Origin of the sequence: Halomonas sp. HK25 (assembly GCF_047795635.1) — a bacterium.
Taxonomy (GTDB): domain Bacteria; phylum Pseudomonadota; class Gammaproteobacteria; order Pseudomonadales; family Halomonadaceae; genus Halomonas.
This window is the reverse complement of sequence record NZ_CP181044.1, coordinates 3,031,970-3,047,523: the sequence shown is the minus strand read 5'-3', so window position 1 is coordinate 3,047,523 and position 15,554 is coordinate 3,031,970. Positions and strand designations below refer to the sequence as shown.

Below are 15,554 nucleotides of genomic sequence, written 5' to 3'. Positions count from 1 at the left end.
GGGCTCGGCAGGCTCGTCCGCAAGGCGTATTGATGCGGTTCGTGGCCTTGTGGAAGAATGGTTTCAATTCTGGTTTCAACAAGGTGAAGTCCGTGATCGACGCTGACGGCTTTCGCCCCAACGTTGGCATCATCATTGCCAACGATCAGGGGCAGCTGCTCTGGGCGCGTCGGGTAGGGCAGAATGCGTGGCAGTTCCCCCAGGGAGGCATCAAGGCGAACGAGACACCGAAAGAGGCACTTTTTCGCGAACTGTTCGAGGAGACCGGCTTGTCGGATGACGACGTCGAGATCCTTGCCTGCACCCGGGGTTGGCTGCGCTACCGCCTACCGCGACGCATGATTCGTACCCATTCAAGGCCGGTGTGCATCGGCCAGAAACAGAAGTGGTTCCTGCTGAGGATCCGCTGCCAGGAGAGCCAGATCTGCATGGACGGGACCGAGCAGCCGGAGTTCGACGGCTGGCGCTGGGTCAGCTACTGGTACCCGCTGGCCCAGGTGGTGCCCTTCAAGCGTGAGGTCTACCGACGCGCTCTCAAGGAGCTTTCGCCCCGCGCCCAGCGCCTGGCCCTGGGGTTGGGCTGACTAGTCTGACTGAGGGTCTCATGCCGGATTGAGGAACCCTGCCCCGGTGAGGCAGTCACAGGGGCTGGCGCTTCTTTCCCGCCTTCCTACCAACGACAACAACGGAAAACGGCACGCTCATGCTTGAGGTCCTGCGCCGCATCACACAGGAAGTCACCGGGGCCCGCTCCCTCGACGCGGCTCTCGCCACCATGGTGCGGCGCATCCGCAAGGCCATGGAGGCCGATGTCTGCTCCTTCTACCTCTACGACGAGGAGGTCGAGCGGCTGGTGCTGATGGAGACCATCGGTCTTCGCAGCCAGGCGGTGGGGCGGGTCGCTCTGCCCGTGGGCGAGGGCCTGGTGGGGCTGGTGGCCAGCCGGGAGGAGCCCCTCAACCTCGAGGACGCCCAGGCTCACCCGCAGTTTCTCTACTTCGAATCCACCGGCGAGGAGCGCTATTCCAGCTTCCTCGGCGTGCCGATCATCCACCAGCGCCGCATGCTCGGCGTGCTGGTGGTGCAACAGGAAGTGAAGCGCCGCTTTGGCGAAGAGGACGAGGCCTTCCTGGTCACCATGGCGGCCCAGCTCGCCGGCGTTCTGGCCCATGCCCTGGCCACCGGCAACCTCACTCGGCCGAGCCTCGAGGGGCAGGTGCACTTCAAGGGGGTGGCCGGTTCCCCGGGCATGAGCATCGGCGAGGCGGTGGTGATCGCCCCGCCCGCCGATCTCGACAGCGTGTCGGATCTGATTCCCACCGACGTGGACTACGAGATCGCCCGCCTCAAGGAAGCGATCGGCCGTGTCCGCGAGGAGCTTCGCGCCGCCGCCGCGCGCCTGGCCAATCGCGTTTCCGCCCAGGAGCTGGCGCTGTTCGAGGTCTACCAGCAGATGCTCAGCGAGGCGGCGCTCTCCCAGGAGGTGGAGAAGCGCATCCGCGAGGGGCAGTGGGCGCCCGGGGCGCTCGCCGACGTGGTCAAGCGCCACGTGCAGTACCTGGAACGGGTCGACGACGACTACCTCCGCGAGCGCGCCGCCGATGTGCGCGACCTGGGGCGTCGCGTGCTGGCCCACCTGCAGGAAGAGACCCCGCAGACGCCGGCGGTCTTTCCCGACAGCACCGTGCTGGTGGGCGACGAGCTCAGCGTGGCGATGCTCGGCGAGGTGCCCCGCGACAAGCTGGTGGGCCTGGTTTCGGTGCGCGGGTCCAGCAACTCCCACGTGGCGATCATCGCCCGCGCCATGGGCATCCCCACGGTGCTCGGCATGGTCGACCTGCCGCTGCCACGGCTCTCCGGCGCGCGGGTGATCCTCGATGGCCACCGCGGCCGTCTCTTCGTGCGCCCGGGGGAAGAGCTGCTCACCCACTATCGGGGGCTGATCGCCGAGGAGCAGGCGCTGACCGAGGTGCTGGAGCATGAGCAGGACCTGCCCAGCTGCACCCCGGACGGCCACGACATGCCGCTGATGGTCAACACCGGCCTGGTGGTGGATGCCGTGGCCTCGCTGAAGAGCCGTATCAGCGGGGTGGGCCTCTACCGCACCGAGGTGCCCTTCATGGTCACCGAGCGCTTCCCCGGTGAACAGGAGCAGACGCGGCTCTATCGCGACCAGCTGGAGAGCTTCGCCCCGCTGCCGGTGGTGATGCGTACCCTGGATATCGGCGGTGACAAGGACCTGCCCTATTTCCCCATCGAGGAGGCCAACCCCTTCCTCGGCTGGCGCGGGATTCGCGTCACTCTCGACCACCCCGAGGTGCTGATGGTGCAGCTGCGCGCCATGCTGCGCGCCTCCCAGGGGCTGGACAACCTCCAGGTGCTGCTACCCATGGTGACCAATGTCGACGAGGTCGACGACGCCCTCAAGCTGCTCGATCGCGCCATCGTCGAGCTGGGAGAGGAGGGTGTGGAAGTGTCGCGACCGAAGGTGGGGGTGATGATCGAGGTGCCGGCGACCCTCTATCAGCTGGACGCCCTGGCCCGGCGCGCCGACTTCTTCTCGGTGGGCAGCAACGACCTCACCCAGTATCTGCTGGCGGTGGACCGCAACAACCCGCGGGTCGCCGATCTCTACGACGCCTGCCATCCGGCCGTGCTCTCCGCCATGGCGACCCTGGCCGGCGAGGCCAAGCGGTTGGACAGGCCGATCTCGGTGTGCGGCGAGCTGGCCGGCGACCCCGGCGGCGCCCTGCTGCTGATGGGCATGGGCTTCGATGCCCTCTCCATGAACGCCCCCAGCCTGCCTCGGGTGCGCGCCGCCATCCGCCGCGTGACGCTGGAAGGGGCCCACGAGCTGGTGGCGGAGACCCTGCGGCTCGACTCCCCCGGCGAGGTGCGCCGGCACCTGGCCGAACGCCTGGGCGGCTGGGAGCTTGGCCACCTGCTGCCGCCGCGGGATTGAGGCGCAGCACCGTCCAGGCAGGTGTTCTGCACAGCAGTGGTTCTTTCTCTGGTGGCAGAAGGAAGGCTGCCAAGGCTCGAAGCTACTGGTGGGAGATCGGCTTCGCCGAGCGAATGGCGCCGTAGGCGCCTGGCGGTGTTGCCACACGATGCGGTGGCCTCAGCCCATTCGCCGAGACGTCGGACCGCCCGCAGAGCGTGGCTCCCACCAGAAGCAACGGCGCCAGTGGTAGCTGGATGACCATCAGAAGCAACAGCCTCGGCGGTGTTGCTAGATGGCCAGCCGCTCCACGCTTTCCCCCAGCGCCACGCCACCCGGCCCGAAGCGCCGTTCGCCGATCTCGATGCGGCCGCTGGCGTGCCAGCCCACCCAGGTCATGGCGCGGGTGCCGTAGCGCTCGCCGACGATGAAGGGGGAGGAGAGCATCCGCTCCATCTCCAGGCCCACCCCGGTTTCCGGTAGCTGGTCGTCATCGGCGGGGTGGGGGTCGTTCATGGCCGATAGGGCATCCTCGGGCCAGCGGCCGTGGCGCAGGCAGGCGCCGAGCCCCTGGCGCGCCTCGATCAGCTTGGGCCAGGGTGTATTCAGGCTGTCGTTGGAGAGCCCGTGCAGGCCGGCGGGAACCTCGCTCAAATTGATGCCATCCAGGCCGCGGTGCAGGTGCCACAGCCGCTTGCCGTCGCCGGCCAGAAGGTTGAAGCCGGCAAAGCGTGCGGCGTTACCTCCGGCCAGGCGGTCGAGCCAGACGCAGAGATCCGGGCAGGTGAGGGCGTCACGCACCAGATCGCCGCGGCTGGGCGCATCGCCCGCCACCTTGAGACGTGGATCACGGACGTTGGTCACCGCGGCGAAGCGTCCGCGGCGATGAATCGCCAGCCAGCTACCGCCGGCCTCCAGGTCGCGGCCGCCGACGATGGCGGGAGCATCCGCCCAGTAGGCGAGCGGGGCGGCAGGGCGGGCGTGGAATTCGTCGCGGTTGGCGACCAACCGCAGCGGCCACTCTCCGCCGGGGCGGTGGTCGAAGGCAATCAGGCACATTCCGGCAGCTTAACGGCTCCCGGCGCCCTCGGGAAGCGTTCCGCCGGCCGTGAAGCCACCCGCCATGACAGCCGGCCGCCCCCGGCGTACACTCTTTCGCCAATCTCGTTATCGGCTAGGGATGACAATGCGAGACGACGATAGTCGCCCACTACGGCGGCTTCCTTCCTACCTTCGCCGCGGGCTGCTGGTGCAGCTCGGTCTGCTGCTGGCGGGTCTGCTGGCGCTGCTGGTGGCCAATGCCCCCGGCGGTTGGCTGGCGGGTCTGCTGTTGGCCTCGGCGCTCAATCTCGCCGCGGTGGTGGCCGGGGTCCTGCGCCAACCCGGCGTGCAGGCCGAGCCTGGAGGCACCCCGGCGCCCCGGCGCATGCCCGTCGAGGCGCCGGCGCCCGGCCTCATCACCGCCGGCGAGGAGCCGCTGCGTCGCCGCCTGCAGAACCTGAAAGATGACCTTGCCCGGCGCGAGCAGCGCCTGGATCGCCTGGCCGCCGGGCGTGACAGGGCACGGGAAGAGTCGCGGCTCAAGTCCGACTACCTGACCCTGCTCGGCCGTGAGCTTCATCCGCTGAAGGGCCGCCTGGAGACGCTGCTTACGTCCGAAGACGAGCCCCTGAGCGACCCGCAGCGCCGCACCCTCGGCGAGGTGCGCGAACGGCTCGGCGACCTGGTCGTGCTGCTCGAGGGCATCGCCGGTCAAAAAAAATCGACTGCCGCGGTCCCGCCGCCCGTCCGCCGGGCGAGCCGAGTGCTGATCGTCGACGACGGTCCCGTCAACCTGATGCTGGCCCGTCAGGTGCTGGAGCGTCAGGGGCTTGAGGTGCGCACCGCCACCAGCGGTGCCGAGGCCCTGGCCTGCCTGGAGCAGGTGCCCTTCGACCTGGTGCTGATGGACATCTTCATGCCCGGCATGGACGGCATGGAGGCCAGCCGCCGCTGGCGTGACGTCGAGGCCGAGCACTACCCGTGTCATCGCAGTGTGCTGGTGGCGCTGACCGCCAACGCCAGCGCAGAGGATCGCCAACGCTTCGCCGAGGCGGGCCTGGACGACTATCTGGCCAAACCCTACCGTCCCCAACAGCTGATCGAACAGGTCAGGCGTTGGCTGCCGGCCCCTTTCGGCGCCCCCGATACCCCATGATCCCGTGCCCGGCCCACGAGCGCCGGGCGACAGCCCATTCCCCCTCTGCAAGGACCCGTGATGCTGAACTACCCCGACATAGACCCCGTGGCGATCTCCCTGGGCCCCTTCCAGGTGCACTGGTATGGCCTGATGTACGTGGTGGGCTTCGTCGCCGCCTGGTTCCTGGGCCGCCGGCGCGCCGCGCGCATCGGCCTCACCCACGACGATATCGGCGACCTGCTCTTCTACTGTGCCATCGGCGTGGTGGTGGGCGGGCGCCTGGGCTACGTGCTCTTCTATGGCATGGACCAGTGGGCCGGTGACCCGCTCTGGGTCTTCCGCGTCTGGGATGGTGGCATGAGCTTCCACGGTGGCCTGGCCGGCGTGCTGCTCGCCTCCTGGTGGTTCGCCCGGAAGAAGGGGCTGGCTTACCTCACCCTCACCGACTTCGTCGCCCCCCTGGTGCCCATCGGCTTGGGCGCCGGGCGCATCGGCAATTTCATCAACCGCGAGCTGCCTGGCCGCGTCACCGAGCTGCCCTGGGGCATGCCGTTTCCGGGACTCGGGCCTGAGCCGCGCCACCCCTCGGCGCTCTATGAAGCGGTGCTGGAGGGGCTGGTGCTGTTCCTGGTGCTGTGGTTCGTCTCCGCCCAGCCCCGCGCCCGCGGGCTGATCTCCGGCCTCTTCCTCACCCTCTACGGCGTGTTCCGCTTTGCGGTGGAGTTCGTGCGCCTGCCCGATGCCCATATCGGTTTCATTGCCTTCGACTGGGTCACCATGGGCATGCTGCTGACCCTGCCGATGATCATCGGCGGGCTGGCGCTGATCGCCTGGTCGTGGAAACAGCCAATCGACGCCAGAGTGTAGCAGTCAACATACAGGATGCTGTCCGATGCGACTGACGCAGGAACAAGTGAAAATCATCAAGCAGACAACGGCTGAGGTGTTTGGTGAGGAGGTGAGTGTGAGGCTGTTCGGCTCGCGCCTGGATGATGACACCCGGGGAGGGGATATCGACCTGCTGGTTGAGAGTCCGGGCCTGATCGAAAACAAGATGGACAGGATGCTGACCTTGACCGCACGTCTTCAGCTTCGTCTGGGTGATCAGCCGATTGATATTCTGGTGGTCGATTCCACGACCCCACTGAACCCTGTTCACCGCCACGCCATGCAGACGGGGCTAGCGCTATGACGGATGACAGACAGCAGCTGCTGCCCATTGATCGTTTTCTCTGGTCGCTCGATATCGTCGAGCGAGAGGGGAGACATCTTCGATACAGCTGGCACAGCCTGTTCGGAAACGGCCGCGACCCAGGGGCCGACTGGGTCTTGTCTCTCGATCAGCATCCCGAGGAAGCGATAAGGCTCGAGGCCTTCGTCTCTCGCTATAGCCGTATGCAGGACACCATTGCCGACAAGCTGATACCCCGTTGGCTGCAGAGTCTCGCCGAGCGCACCGGTAGCCAGATCGAGAACCTCAACCGCGCCGAGCGGCTGGGTGTGCTGGAAAGCACGGAAAGCTGGCTGGCGGCTCGCAAGCTACGAAACCAGCTGGTTCATGAGTACATGCAGGATCCGGAGGCCTTTGCCGATGCCCTGCAATCGGCGAGGGCCTTCTCTCTGATGCTGATGACGACCTACAACCAAATACGTGACTACACCGAACAGCGAATGGCCCTCGAGGTGAAGTTGCCCGAGTCCCTGTCGCTTCCCGATCAACAATAGAGTTGAGATCCGGTAGAATCCCCCATCCACACTGCAACCAGATAAATGCCGTGACCGACCCGACCCTTCCCGCCCTCGAACAGCCCTATCTCGACCTGATGCGCCAGGTGCTCGACCACGGCGTGGAGCGAGGCGATCGCACCGGGGTGGGCACCCGTTCGCTCTTCGGCCATCAGATGCGCTTCGACCTGGCCCGCGGCTTCCCGTTGGTCACCACCAAGAAGCTGCACACTCGCTCGATCATCCACGAGCTGCTGTGGTTCCTGGCCGGCGACACCAACATCGCCTACTTGAAGGCAAACGGGGTGCGCATCTGGGACGAGTGGGCCGACGACAGCGGCGAGCTCGGCCCGGTCTACGGCTACCAGTGGCGCAGCTGGCCCGACCCCCGCGGCGGCCAGGTCGACCAGATTGCCGGGCTGCTCGAACAGATCCGCACCAACCCCCGGTCGCGCCGGCTGATCGTCTCCGCCTGGAACCCGGCGCTGGTGGACGAGATGGCCCTGCCGCCGTGCCACTGCCTGTTCCAGTTCTATGTGGCCCAGGGGCGGCTCTCCTGCCAGCTCTACCAGCGCAGCGCCGATATCTTCCTGGGCGTGCCCTTCAATATCGCCAGCTACGCGCTGCTCACCCAGATGATCGCCCAGGTGGCAGGCCTCGAGCCCGGCGAATTCATCCACACCCTGGGCGACGCCCACCTCTACCTGAACCACCTGGAGCAGGCCGAGGAGCAGCTTGTGCGCACGCCCCGAGAGGCGCCGCGCCTGGTGCTCGACCCGAGCGTGACGGACCTGTTCGCCTTCCGCTTCGAGCACATCGCCATCGAGGGCTACGATCCCCATCCCCATATCAAGGCCGCCGTTGCCGTGTAAGAGTGGCCAAGGTAAGAAGCAGAGAGGCCGTATGAGCGAGACCCTGATTCCCGTGGCGATGATCGCCGCCATGGACCGCAACCGGGTGATCGGCGTGGATAACCAGTTGCCCTGGTACCTGCCCGAAGACCTCAAGTTCTTCAAGCGCATGACCCAGGCCAAGCCGCTGGTGATGGGCCGCAAGACCTTCCAGTCCATCGGCCGGCCGCTGCCCGGGCGGCTCAATATCGTGGTCACCCGCGACCCCGATTTTCACCACAAATGCATCCACCACGACGGCATCCGCATCTGTCACGACCTGGCGTCTGCCCTGGCCCTGGCCGATCAGCAGGCGACCATCGACGGCGTGGAGGAGATCATGGTGATGGGTGGCGCCGAGATCTACGCCCAGGCGCTGTCCCGTGCCAGCCGCCTCTACCTCACGGAGGTGGCTGTCGAGGTGGAGGGCGACGCCCGTTTCCCCGCGCTCGACCCCGCCGAGTGGGAGGAGCTGCAGCGCCTGCCGGGCAGCCCCGCCGAGGGCCAGCCCGCCTACGATTTCGTCGCGTATCGCCGCCGTGGCGCTGTCGGCGGCTGACGACATTTGTCATGGGGCGGCATCTGGCACAGACTGGCTGGCACGGCCTCGCTCCCTGGCTCACGCGTGGAGGACAACGGTTTGACCGAGGAACGCTCAATTCGCCTGCTGGATGCTCTGGAAAGACGCACCGACACCCTGCTTGGCTTGATACAGCAGGAACACGAGTCGCGCCTGGCCCTGCAGCAGCGCCTGGCCGAGCTTGAGGCTGCCCGTCTGGCGCTTGCCGAAAAGAACCGCGAGCTCGAGGCCAATCGCCTGGAACTCGTCGAGGAGAACCGCGAGCTCGACGAACAGAACCGCGAACTGGAGGAGCACAACCGCCACCTCCATGATCGTCTGGCGAAGGGGCCGGGCGAGAACACCTTCCCGCGTCCCGCCCGCCGCTCCCAGGGGCTCTCCGCGCTTATGGGCCGACGCGCTGCGCCAACGGCCGGCGCGTCGCGAAACACTCTCGACGCTAGTCGATCCGAAACCCACGCCTCTGCGCAAGCCAGCTCTGCCGAGGAGCAGGCTGCCCCTGTGGGAGCGAGCCTTGCCGATGATCCGGCATCCCGGCGAACAGCGGATGACCCGGGCTCGCCAGGTTCCTCGGAGGATTCCGACGCCCAGGCCTCCGCCGACCAGGAGGCCCTCGCCAGCGGCGAGGCGCCATCCCCCCAGGCGCTGCTCGCCGAGTGGTACCGGCGCTACCCCGGCGCCTTCTTCAAGGGGCACACCCGGCCGCTCAAGGTGGGCATCCACGAGGAGCTGGCCGAGCGCGAGCCCTGGCCCGAGAAGCTGGTGCGTCGTGCGCTGGCCTGCTACGTGAATCTGCCCCGCTACCTGAAGGCCGTGCGTGAGGACGCCGAGCGCATCGACCTGGAGGGCCAACCGGCCGGGGCCGTGGATGCCAAGGCCGCCGAGCACGCCAGGAAGAAGCTCGACCGCCTCCAGGCCGAGCGCCGTGGCAAGGCTCAGCCCGGCACGCCCAACCGTGAAGGTAGCCGCGAGAAAAGCCGCGTGAAGGCCGGCCCCGGGCGCACCAGGTCGCAGGGTAAGCCAGGTGGTAAGCCTGACGTGAAACCTGAGCACAGCCCTTCCAGGGAAACGCCTGCCGCCAAGGGCGAATCCGCCACGCCTGCGCCTCTCAAGTCTACAGCGGGCCAGTCCCGCCCCGCCGGCGAAGCGCGCTTCGTTACCATGGAAGAGAAGCTGGCCGCCCTGGTGGCCAAGCACCGCCAGCCTTGAGCGATTCGCTTAAAGGCGACAAATGACCGCAGGCGCCAACGAAAGTTCCAGGGGGAGGGTGAAGCTCGAAGGGAAACAGTGTTTTTTCTTGTTGCGCTCACCTCCCTCCCGGTATAAAGTTCCTCTTGCGAGCATTGGAATATAACAAGGCTTTGCTGAGGCATGCCGCCATGCCAACCGCTTCCCGGGACGGGAACCGGCCAGCTAGAGAAGAGCACACCCGGCAAGCCGGCTGCAGTGACCGCCCAAGCGGCCTGCAGGAAAACGATCGAAACAGACTGCTAGTCAAAGGAACCTAACGATGAAAAAGACAATCTTAGCGACTGCTATCGCTGGTGCCATCGCCGCTACCGGCATGATGGCCACCAACGCACAAGCTGCCACTGTTTACGACCAGGACGGCACTCGCCTGGATCTCTACGGCCGCATCGCGCTGGGTATTCAAGGTGGTGGTCAGAACGAAGCTATCGTAAATGATGAGGGTGAGCAGACCGGCCAGATCAAGAAGAATGGCACCGAGTTCGTCGATGTCTTCTCCCGTTTCGGCCTGCGCGGCACCCAGCGCATCTCCGACGACCTGACCGCCTACGGTAACTTCGAACTGCGCCCGCAGCTGGACGAAGTTAACCGCGGTGGTCAGCAGGTCCGCAACAGCTTCCTGGGCCTGCGCAGCAACGCCTTCGGTAGCCTGCAGGCCGGTAACTTCGACAACTTCTACCTGAATACCGTGGCGGCCCCGTTCGATGTCTACATCAACCGCGGCCTCGAGCTGACCGGCGGTGGTTTCCAGGGTCGCGGCGACTCCATCGGCTATATCACGCCGAACCTGGAAGGCTTCCAGGTCTACCTGATGGGCAAGCACTACACCGGTAACGACGCAGTAGTTGGCTCGCCTGGCAGCAACTCCTCTAAGTGGAACATGGCCGGTGGCGCTGTTTACGAAGTCGACGCCCTGCGCCTGGCCCTGGGTGTCACCGAAGACATCGAGCGCGGTAATGACGGCCAAGGCGTTGGCGAGAACGTCTATGGTGGCTCTGCTTCCTTCGAGTTTGTGCCCGGCTTCTCCGGTCGTCTGGCCTACGAGTACCAGTCCGACCAAGAGGACAAGATCGGTGTTGGCATGACCTATGCCATCAACGAGTGGGCCTTCAACCTGGACTACTACCGCATCGAGTCCCAGGGCGACCTGAAGGCCGCCCAGCAGGCTCGCGACGAGAGCACCAGCCGCAACTCCTGGGCCGCTGGCGCCTACTACAAGGTCTCCAGCAACTTCGACGTCTTCGCCGAAGTGCACGAGGCTGATCAGGACACCATCCTGGATCGCGATACCACCGGCAGCGAGCTGGGTGACAACCTGCGCAACGTTCGCGACAACGTCTACTGGCTGACCGGCGTTCGCTACCACTTCTAATAGCCCCTCGGGCATCAGAAACAGCGAAACCGAAAGCAGACCACAGAAGCCGGCCCCTCGGGGCCGGCTTTCTTGTTTTTGATAGCGCTATCGACAGACGCCGAGCCGTGCTGGAGCATGACATTGCCCCGGGAGCTACGGTAAGACGTCGAGAGCCTTTTTCTCGACGCGCATGCTGGCAGGGGGTGTTGGCAACGTCTTGTAGGTCATGTCGTACAGAGACGTCAGCCACAGATGACAAGCAATGGTGCCGTACCTTTTATTACCATCCTGAGGCGGGCGGGTCGCTCTGCCGGCTGGAGGTTGGGTGCTCGCTGCCCTAGAATGAGCCCCTTGGTTAATTCGCCTTACGGCTTAAACACCCGCACCGTTCATCGCTTCAGGGCCAGGGAAAGCGCCCGGAACAATCCCCGGGCGGTAGCGTGCTCAACGCATATTCACCGTAATCCTGCCTTCATTCAGCAGAGACCTGCCATGACAACTCGTAACGGATACCTGCGCATCTCGTCGCTGGGTGTATTTGCCGTGCTAAGCCTGACTTTGGCCGGCTGTGCCACTCAGGGCGCGGGGAGCGGCCCCGGCACCGTGCAGGGCGCCCAGGGCCACGCTCTGGATGAGAACCTCAACGGCTTCCTCGCCCAGGCCCCGGCAGGGGCGGTCATCAGCGTGGCCGAAAGTCACTGGGGGCCGAACGTCGAGGTGATTGCCGACGAGAGCTACTTCTCCGCCAGCGGCCGCGAGTGCCGCCAGCTGCGGGTCATGGCCAGCAGCGGTGCCACTCACCAGGCAGTCGCCTGCGAAACTGCCAGCGGTTGGGAGTCTCGGCGCTTGATCACTGATAGCTCAAGCACTGGGGGCAACCGCTGATGACATCTCTTCGAATCACCTCCTTGCTGGCAGGGCTGGCCCTGCTGGCCTTGCCGATGATCGCCAGCGCCCAGGCGGTCAGCCTGCCGGGGGGCATCCTGCCCGAGCAGCAGCGCGCCGAAGCCCTCCAGGAAGAGGTCGACGATCGCCCCCGCGCCGATTGGCGCCGGGGGGACACTTACGGCCCCGTTCCCCGGGAACGGCTGGATGACGCCGCCGACCGGCTGCCGCCCTTCGGCGCCAACCTCTTCGAGGGCGGCTTCCGCGGCACCATGGCCGATGGCCTCACCCCCGGCTACACCATCAAGCCGGGCGACCAGGTCACCCTGCGCGCCTGGGGCGCCGCCGAGATCGACCGGGTGCTCACCGTCGACGCCCAAGGCAACGTCTTCATACCCACCATCGGCCCGCTGGCCGTGCAGGGCATGAACAGCGGCCAGCTCGACAGCGCCGTGCGCCAGAGAATCCGCAGCGTCTACCCCGAGAATGTCGAGGTCTACACCAACCTGCAGGGCGTGCAGCCGGTGGGCGTCTTCGTGACCGGCTATGTGGATAACCCGGGCCGCTACGCCGGCACCCCCAGCGATTCGCTGCTCTATTTCCTCGACCAGGCCGGCGGCATCGACAACGAGCTGGGCAGCTACCGCAACATCCGGGTTTTGCGCGGCAGCCAGACCGTCGTTCGCGTCGATCTCTACGACTTCCTGCTCAGCGGCGAGATTCCCCGCCCGCAGTTCCGCGATGGCGACACCATCGTGGTAGAGGAACGTGGCCCGGCCATCGCCGTGGTGGGCGACGTGCATCGCGAATACCGCTATGAGCTGACCGGCGAGCGCCTGACCGGCGCCGAGGTGGTCAACCTGGCCCGCCTGCGCAGCGGGGTCTCCCACGTGCTGGTCCGCGGCACCCGCGACGACGGCCCCTTCTCCCGTTATTTTCCGCTCAATGCCTTCAGCGGCCAGACGGTGCATAGTGGCGACGAGGTGATGTTCAGCGCCGATCAGCGCGACGAGACCATCGTTGTGCAGGTGGAGGGCAGCTACTATGGTCCTTCACGCTTTGCCCTGCCGCGGGACGCCCGCCTCTCCGAGCTGCTCGACGCCATTGCCGTGCCCGAAGGCATGACCGCCGTGGAGAGCGTCTCGCTGCAGCGCGAGAGTGTCGCCGCCCAGCAGCGCCAGGCCCTGGAAGACAGCCTGCGTCGCCTGGAGACCACCTACCTGGGCGCCCCTTCACGAACGGACGAGGAGTCACGCACCCGCGCCCGCGAGGCCGAGCTGATCCAGTCCTTCGTGGAACGCGCCAGTGAACTGGAGCCCACCGGCCGCCTGGTGGTCGCCCACAACGACCGCATCAGCGATATCCGCCTGCAGGACGGTGACATCATCACCATCCCCGAGATCAGCGATTCCATTCTGATCAGCGGTGAGATCGTGGTACCCCAGGCGGTGGTCTACAAGCCGGGTGTCAGTGCAAAGGACTATATCGACGGCGCTGGCGGTTTCACTCAGCGTGCCGACAAGGGCTACATCCTGGTGGTGCGCCAGAATGGCGCCGTCATGAATGCCAAGGATGTGAGTCTTCGCCCCGGCGACGAGATCCTCGTCATGCCCAAGGTGCCCAGCAACAACCTGCAGCTGGTCTCCGCCGTGACCCAGATCATGTTCCAGATCGCCGTCGCCACCCGCGTCGCGCTGGATCTCTGACGCTTCCACCACCCTGTAGGAGCGCGATTCATCGCGCGATGGAGACATGCCGAAACCTGAAAACACAGCCGGTGCCCGCACCCCCTGGCAGGTCACCCGCAGCGTCTGGTACGCCATGTTCATGCGCGAGGCCATCTCGCGAACCATGGCGGACCGCATGGGCTGGTTCTGGATGATCTTCGAACCGCTGGCCTTCACCCTGATCATGGTAGCCATCCGAGGCTTCATCCGTGGCGACCGCCTTATCGTCGGCGCGGAGTTCATTCCCTGGATGATCGTCGGGCTCATGGGCTTCTTCATGATCCGCGAGGGCATGATGCGCGGGTTGGGTGCCGTGGACGCCAACAGTGCGCTGTTCGCCTATCGTCAGGTGCAGCCCGTTGATCCGGTGCTGGTCCGGAACTTCCTCGAAGGCATGCTACGCACCTTCGTGTTCATGCTGTTTATCATCGGCGCCGAGATGCTCGGTGTTGGCTTGTTTCCCGATAACGGGCTCAAGGGCATTTTCTGGTGGGTATCGCTTTGGAGCTTGGGCCTGGGCCTGGGGCTGGTGATTTCGGTAGCCGGTACGCTGGTGCCCGAGGTCGGCAAGATAGTACGCATGATCAACATGCCGCTGCTGATCCTCTCTGGGGTAATCTTCCCGCTCAACCAGCTGCCGCACTGGCTGCTGGAATACCTGATGTACAACCCCATCGTACATGGCCTGGAGCTGCTTCGCTCCGGCTTCTTCGAGGGCTACAAGGTGGTTCACGGCACCAGTGCCACCTACTTCTGGCTGTGTACTCTGATCACGCTTGCCTTGGGGCTCTTGATGCACGTGCGCTTCAAGGAGCGGCTGAAGGCGAAGTGACCCGGCTTCGCCGAGAGCTGGAAGCTGGAAGCTGGAAGTAACCCCAGCCCCAGAAACTGTGCTGGCTTATGCCGCGAAGCGGAACTCTTCCAGCTTCCAGGCGCGAAGCGCCGCTCTTCCAGCTTAAAGCTTACATTGTGAAACCTATGATTCAGATAAACGGCCTCTACAAGCGCTACCACAACCACCACGGCAGCGATTGGGTGCTCAGGGACATCAACCTGAGCATTCCCAAGGGCGTCAGCGTGGGCCTGGTGGGACGTAATGGCGCAGGCAAATCGACCCTGCTGAAGCTGATCGCCGGCATGGATACCCCCGAGCGTGGCGAGATCGTTCGCAATTGCCGTGTCTCCTGGCCCATCGGCCTTTCCGGCGGCTTCCAGGGCAGCATGACGGGGCGCCAGAACGTCAAGTTCGTCGCACGGGTGCATGGAAGCCGCTACAACGTGAATGACATCATCCAGCGCGTTAAGGATTTCGCCGAGATCGGCGACGCCTTCGACGAGCCAATCAAGACCTACTCCAGCGGTATGCGCGCACGCCTCAACTTCGGGCTATCGCTGGCGTTCGACTTCGACGTCTATCTCTCCGACGAGGCCACCGCTGTGGGTGACCGCGCCTTCAAGGCCAAGGCCTCTCAGGCGTTCAAGGAAAAGGTGGGCAAGGCCAGCCTGATCATGGTTAGCCACAGCGAGGGCATTCTCAAGGAACTGTGCCAGGCCGGTGTCTACCTCAAGGGAGGCCAGGCCACCTGGTTCGATGATGTCGAGGACGCCATCGCCGCCTACCACGAGGAGACCGACGCCGCCCGTAAGGCCAACGGCACCCCACCCCAGGAAGCGACCGCCGCCAAGGCCACGCCAAGGCCCCATCCGGCGGGGCATAGCGACAGCGCCAAGGTCAAGATCCCGGAAGGCCTTACGCTGCCTCAGGCCAGGAAGCAGCATCGCCAGCGCAAGGCCGAGTTCGATGCCGCCAAAGCTGCCTTCGACCAGGCCAAAGCCGACGACCTGCCACCGGTCGAACGTAAAGAATTTGGCGATGCCTTCCGTAAGGCGCGTCAGCGCCTGCACGTCGCTCGCCAACGCGTGCAGGCATTGCAGCCACCTGCTGACGACGATTGACCCTCGCAGGAGCCCGATTGAGTGGTGGTCCGACATCTCGGCGATCTACCGCAGCCACCAGCAATCGCC

At 65.5% G+C, this 15,554-nt stretch carries 15 protein-coding genes; 14 read left to right on the top strand and 1 reads right to left on the bottom strand.

The window, feature by feature from the left end:
* Positions 1-92 precede the first annotated feature (92 nt).
* Together ACM26W_RS14400 and ptsP are read left to right on the top strand one after the other, a co-directional pair.
* Positions 93-584: an RNA pyrophosphohydrolase gene (locus tag ACM26W_RS14400; RefSeq protein ID WP_416137661.1), complete on the top strand. Its 492-nt coding sequence runs from the start codon at positions 93-95 to the stop codon at positions 582-584.
* A gap of 119 nt (positions 585-703) precedes the next feature.
* A complete protein-coding gene (gene ptsP / locus ACM26W_RS14395) occupies positions 704-2,962 on the top strand; it encodes a phosphoenolpyruvate--protein phosphotransferase (protein ID WP_416137660.1) in 2,259 nt (752 codons plus the stop codon).
* A 270-nt stretch (positions 2,963-3,232) separates the two neighbouring features.
* Here the strand turns inward: ptsP and ACM26W_RS14390 are convergent, their stop codons facing one another.
* Positions 3,233-4,000, bottom strand: a complete 768-nt coding sequence (locus tag ACM26W_RS14390; protein WP_416137659.1) for an NRDE family protein — start codon at positions 3,998-4,000, stop codon at positions 3,233-3,235.
* 127 nt (positions 4,001-4,127) lie between these two features.
* On the opposite strand from ACM26W_RS14390, the gene ACM26W_RS14385 reads away from it, so the two are divergent.
* The 12 genes from ACM26W_RS14385 (at position 4,128) to ACM26W_RS14330 (ending at position 15,485) form a co-directional block, all read left to right on the top strand.
* Complete coding sequence (locus tag ACM26W_RS14385) at positions 4,128-5,138, top strand: response regulator (protein WP_416137658.1); 1,011 nt, start codon at positions 4,128-4,130, stop codon at positions 5,136-5,138.
* A 60-nt stretch (positions 5,139-5,198) separates the two neighbouring features.
* Complete coding sequence (gene lgt / locus ACM26W_RS14380; RefSeq protein WP_416137657.1) at positions 5,199-5,987, top strand: prolipoprotein diacylglyceryl transferase; 789 nt, start codon at positions 5,199-5,201, stop codon at positions 5,985-5,987.
* Between the two features lie 25 nt (positions 5,988-6,012).
* Positions 6,013-6,312 carry a nucleotidyltransferase domain-containing protein gene (locus tag ACM26W_RS14375; protein ID WP_416137656.1) on the top strand — a complete coding sequence of 100 codons (300 nt, stop codon included), beginning with the start codon at positions 6,013-6,015 and terminating at the stop codon, positions 6,310-6,312.
* Complete coding sequence (locus ACM26W_RS14370) at positions 6,309-6,845, top strand: hypothetical protein (RefSeq protein ID WP_416137655.1); 537 nt, start codon at positions 6,309-6,311, stop codon at positions 6,843-6,845. The genes ACM26W_RS14375 and ACM26W_RS14370 overlap by 4 nt, the downstream gene beginning before the upstream one ends.
* Positions 6,846-6,895: 50 nt before the next feature.
* Positions 6,896-7,717, top strand: a complete 822-nt coding sequence (locus ACM26W_RS14365) for a thymidylate synthase (RefSeq protein ID WP_416137654.1) — start codon at positions 6,896-6,898, stop codon at positions 7,715-7,717.
* A gap of 31 nt (positions 7,718-7,748) precedes the next feature.
* Positions 7,749-8,294, top strand: a complete 546-nt coding sequence (locus ACM26W_RS14360) for a dihydrofolate reductase (RefSeq protein WP_416137653.1) — start codon at positions 7,749-7,751, stop codon at positions 8,292-8,294.
* 81 nt (positions 8,295-8,375) lie between these two features.
* Complete coding sequence (locus tag ACM26W_RS14355) at positions 8,376-9,524, top strand: ProQ/FINO family protein (protein WP_416137652.1); 1,149 nt, start codon at positions 8,376-8,378, stop codon at positions 9,522-9,524.
* A 301-nt stretch (positions 9,525-9,825) separates the two neighbouring features.
* The gene (locus ACM26W_RS14350) at positions 9,826-10,935 is read left to right on the top strand and encodes a porin (RefSeq protein WP_416137651.1); all 1,110 of its coding nucleotides are present in this window, start codon (positions 9,826-9,828) and stop codon (positions 10,933-10,935) included.
* Between the two features lie 474 nt (positions 10,936-11,409).
* Positions 11,410-11,802 carry a DVU3141 family protein gene (locus ACM26W_RS14345; RefSeq protein ID WP_416137650.1) on the top strand — a complete coding sequence of 131 codons (393 nt, stop codon included), beginning with the start codon at positions 11,410-11,412 and terminating at the stop codon, positions 11,800-11,802.
* Complete coding sequence (locus tag ACM26W_RS14340) at positions 11,802-13,508, top strand: polysaccharide biosynthesis/export family protein (protein ID WP_416137649.1); 1,707 nt, start codon at positions 11,802-11,804, stop codon at positions 13,506-13,508. The genes ACM26W_RS14345 and ACM26W_RS14340 overlap by 1 nt, the downstream gene beginning before the upstream one ends.
* A gap of 46 nt (positions 13,509-13,554) precedes the next feature.
* Positions 13,555-14,361, top strand: coding sequence for an ABC transporter permease (locus ACM26W_RS14335; RefSeq protein ID WP_416137648.1), 807 nt, complete (start codon positions 13,555-13,557; stop codon positions 14,359-14,361).
* A 146-nt stretch (positions 14,362-14,507) separates the two neighbouring features.
* Entirely contained in the window at positions 14,508-15,485 is a 978-nt protein-coding gene (locus ACM26W_RS14330; protein WP_416137647.1) for an ABC transporter ATP-binding protein, read from the top strand.
* Positions 15,486-15,554 lie beyond the last annotated feature (69 nt).